This window comes from Halanaerobium sp. (genome assembly GCF_003070835.1).
Window position 1 is genome coordinate 1 of the sequence record NZ_QBLR01000294.1, and the last position, 4,123, is coordinate 4,123.

The 4,123-nt window shown below is 33.9% G+C and carries 2 protein-coding genes; both read left to right on the forward strand.

Annotated features, from left to right (window positions below):
* A partial coding sequence (locus CI949_RS17665; protein WP_290768782.1) for a glycosyltransferase occupies window positions 1-1,843 on the forward strand: 1,843 nt, incomplete at its 5' end.
* Between the two features lie 87 nt (window positions 1,844-1,930).
* A partial coding sequence (locus CI949_RS17670) for an alpha-galactosidase (RefSeq protein ID WP_290768784.1) occupies window positions 1,931-4,123 on the forward strand: 2,193 nt, incomplete at its 3' end.

Below are 4,123 nucleotides of genomic sequence, written 5' to 3' on the forward strand. Positions count from 1 at the left end.
AAGTGATAATTTTTATAAGTATTTTGGTCCTTTTTATTACTCTTTTCACATAAATGACTCTTATTTTATTTTCTTAGATACTACTGAAAACACAAATCCAGACTGGCAGCAGCAGTGGCTGGTAAATGTACTGGAAGAAGCTGCAGCTTATGATAAAAAGTTTGTTATAATGAATAAAACTCCGCTGAAAATTGATGCAGAGTACTTACTGGATGACAGTATTAAATATATTGAATCTGCTGATTTAAGAAACTTTTATCAAAATATTTTTGCAGAATACAATGTTGAGGCTGTATTTTCTTCTAATCTGGAAATATTTCACCAGGAAAATATAGAAGGTGTTAATTATTATGTTAGTGGTGGTGCTGGTGGAGAATTGATTTTTGATAATAAAAAAAGCTTCTATCATTATTTACTGGTAAATGTGACAGCAGATGGGGTAGATGTCAGTGTTGAACGCCTGGAGAGCAATCCGGGAACTTTTTCGAAATTAATGGTTAATATCTGGGTAGCTTTCCAATCTTTTTTCTATGCAAATTATATTAATATTTTATTAGTCTTATTTATTGGCTCATCAATTTTTTATATTTTCCACAGAGAAATTAATAAAGAAGTAGATTATTATCGTGACTTTGCCTATGCAGAAGATGAAATAAAAGTTCAAAAATTAAAAATTGCGATGTTTACAAATAACTATTTTCCAGTTATTGGGGGAGTACCTATCTCAATTCAGCGCCTCTCTAAAGCATTAAGAAAAAGAGGACATGAGGTTAAGATCTTTGCCCCAGAATATAAAGAGCAGACTGAAAATGAAGAAAATATTATTCGGTGTAATTCCTTATATCATTATCAGGAATCAGGACTTGAGTTTCCAGTAACTAATATTTATTCACCCCAGATAAAAAAAGAGTTTGTAGCTGAAGATTTTGATTTAGTTCACGCTCATCATCCATTCTGGCTGGGTAATAAGGGCCGTAAATTATCAGAAAGGTTTAATCTTCCGCTTGCTTTTACTTACCATACGCGTTTGGAAAAGTATGCACATTATGTTCCTAATATCTTATTTATGCGAAAATTATTTGCTAATCGTCTTTCGCATTTTTTAATCAAAAGCTTTGCCAATAAAACTGATGCAGTTTTTGCTCCAACCGAATCGACTAAGGAATATCTGCGTAATGTTGGTGTTAGTAGGTATATTAAAGTTATGCCGACCGGAATTGACTTTGATTATTATAAATGCAGTCAGGAAAAAATTGATAATTTGCGAAGCAAATTGATCGGTGATTCTGAACATCTTTTGATTTCAGTCTCAAGATTATCTAAGGAAAAGAATTTATATTTTGTTTTGGATGGAATAAAAAGATTGAAAGAAAAGAGTGACCTAAATTTTAAATTGATAATTATCGGCAGTGGCTCAGAAAAAAAATCTATTGAGCAGTTTATTAAGGATAATGATTTAGAGAATCAGATTGAACTAATCGGAGCAGTTGATTTTAGGGAAATGGCAAAATATTATCTTGCGTCAGATTTATTTGTTTTTGCTTCTACAACTGAGACCCAGGGTATGGTTCTTTTAGAAGCTATGGCTGGTTATAATCCAGTAGTTGCTGTTAAGTCAAGTGGTATCGATGATGTAATAGAAAATGACTACAATGGATATAAAACTGAAGAAGATATAGAAAAATGGAGCAGCAGAATTGAAGAAATACTTAAAAACAGTGATAAATTTAAACAGTGCTCTCAAAATGCTCGTAAAATGGCTGAAAATTATTCTATTGAAGAGATGGGAGCAATAGCGGAAAAGCTTTATTATAAAATATTACAGCTTAAAAAGTACCAATAAATTACTCCTATTACACCTACCGTTTGCTTGTCGATTTATGATGGTTTTTATCGAAAAAAAATCATTTATTAACTGGAGGAAAATAAGATGTCAATTGAATTTTTTAAAAAAAGAGAAATTTTTCATCTGCAGAATGAAGAGATAAGTTATGTAATTAAAATTTTGGAAAATGGCCAGTTAGGCCACCTTTACTGGGGTAAAAATATTAAAAATGCTGAAAGACTGAATCGGTATCCAATATCTCAGCACAGACCCTATGAGGCTTATGCTGTTAAAGATGATAATGGTTTTATCTTAGAAAATATAGCCCGGGAATATCCTTCTTTTGGACAGTCAGATTTTAGAGAGCCGGCCTATCAAATCGAGGCAGAAAATGGCTCAATTATCAGTGACTTAAAATACAGGGATTATAAGATTTACCGAGGTAAAAAAGATTTAAAGGGGCTGCCAGCTACTTATGTTGAAAAGGAGTCTGAAGCAGATAGCCTTGAGATAATTCTTTATGATGAAATTTTGGATTTGGAAGTGACTTTAAACTACACAATCTTTAGAGACTATCCAATAATTACTAGATCGGCTAATTTTGAAAATAAAGGCAAACAAAATATCAATCTTAAAAGAGCACTCTCAATGAGCGTTGATTTTGAGAATAGAGATTTTGAATTACTGCAGTTATCAGGTGCCTGGGGTAGAGAAAGAGATATTTTGCGGCGCTCTCTGGACCAGGGAATAACTAAGATTGACAGTAAAAGAGGGGGCAGCAGCCATCAGCAGAATCCATTTGCAGCTTTAGTAGAACCAGATACAGATGAATATAGTGGGGAAGTATTTGGGTTCAGTTTAATTTATTCTGCTAACTTTATTGCTCAGGCTGAAAAAAATCATTATGGAAAAACGAGAATGACCATGGGGATTAATCCTTTTAATTTTAGCTGGCTGCTGGAAAGTGATCAAAGTTTCCAGACTCCAGAGGTTGTGATGAATTATTCTGATCAGGGTTTAAATAAGATGTCTCAGAATTTTCATCAATTATATAGAAGTCGTCTGGTACAGGGCAGACATCGAGATCAGGAACGACCTGTTCTAATTAACAACTGGGAAGGTACTTATTTTGATTTTAATACAGATAAAATTTTAGAAATGGCAGAAGCTGCCGCAAAAGTTGATATTGAATTATTTGTACTTGATGACGGTTGGTTTGGAAAAAGAGATGATGATACTTCTTCCCTTGGTGACTGGTATGTAAATGAAGACAAACTGCCTGGTGGGCTGGAATATTTGGCCCAAGAAATCAATAAACTGGGAATGGATTTCGGACTCTGGTTTGAACCAGAAATGGTATCTCCAGATAGTAACTTATATCGCAAGCATCCAGAGTGGTCTATTCAGGTTGAAAATAGAGAATCTTCACTTTCCAGACAGCAGTTGATTTTAGATTTAAGCCGCAGAGATGTTCAGGATTATATAATTGAGAGAGTGTCTGCAATTTTAAATAAAGCAAATATATCCTATGTTAAATGGGATATGAACCGACCAATGACTGAATATGGCTCTTTGAAACTGGAAAATAAAAGACAGCGAGAATTGAACCACCGTTATATTTTAGGTCTCTATCGAGTATTAGAAGAAATTACATCCCGATTTCCTGATATATTATTTGAAAGCTGTGCCGGTGGAGGAGGCCGCTTTGATCCAGGAATGCTCTATTATATGCCTCAAACCTGGACCAGTGATGATACTGATGCAGTAGAAAGATTAAAAATTCAGTATGGGACTTCAATGGTTTATCCGGCATCCTCTATTGGAGCTCATGTCTCAGCAGTGCCCAATCATCAGGTTGAACGCAGTACCTCACTTAAGATGAGATATGATGTGGCCAGTTTTGCAAACATAGGCTATGAATTAGATATAACTGAGTTAAATCCGGATCAAATAAAAGCTGTAAAAAACCAGGTTAAAAATTATAAAGAAATAAGAAAACTTGTTCAATTTGGTGATTTTTATAGACTTCAGAGTCCATTTGAAAGTAATTTTACAGCCTGGTCTTATGTAGCTAAAGCTAAAGAAGAAGTGTTAGTTGGTTTTTATCAGATTCTTGCTTCTCCCAATCCCAGAGAACAAATGATTAAATTGAAGGGATTAGATACTGATTCTGATTATAAAGAGCTTAACTCAGGCAATATTTATGGTGGGGATGAACTAATGAATTATGGAATTAAAATTCCTTATCTTAAAGAAGATTTTTCTTCAAAAGTTTGGAGCTGTCTCTTATACACATCT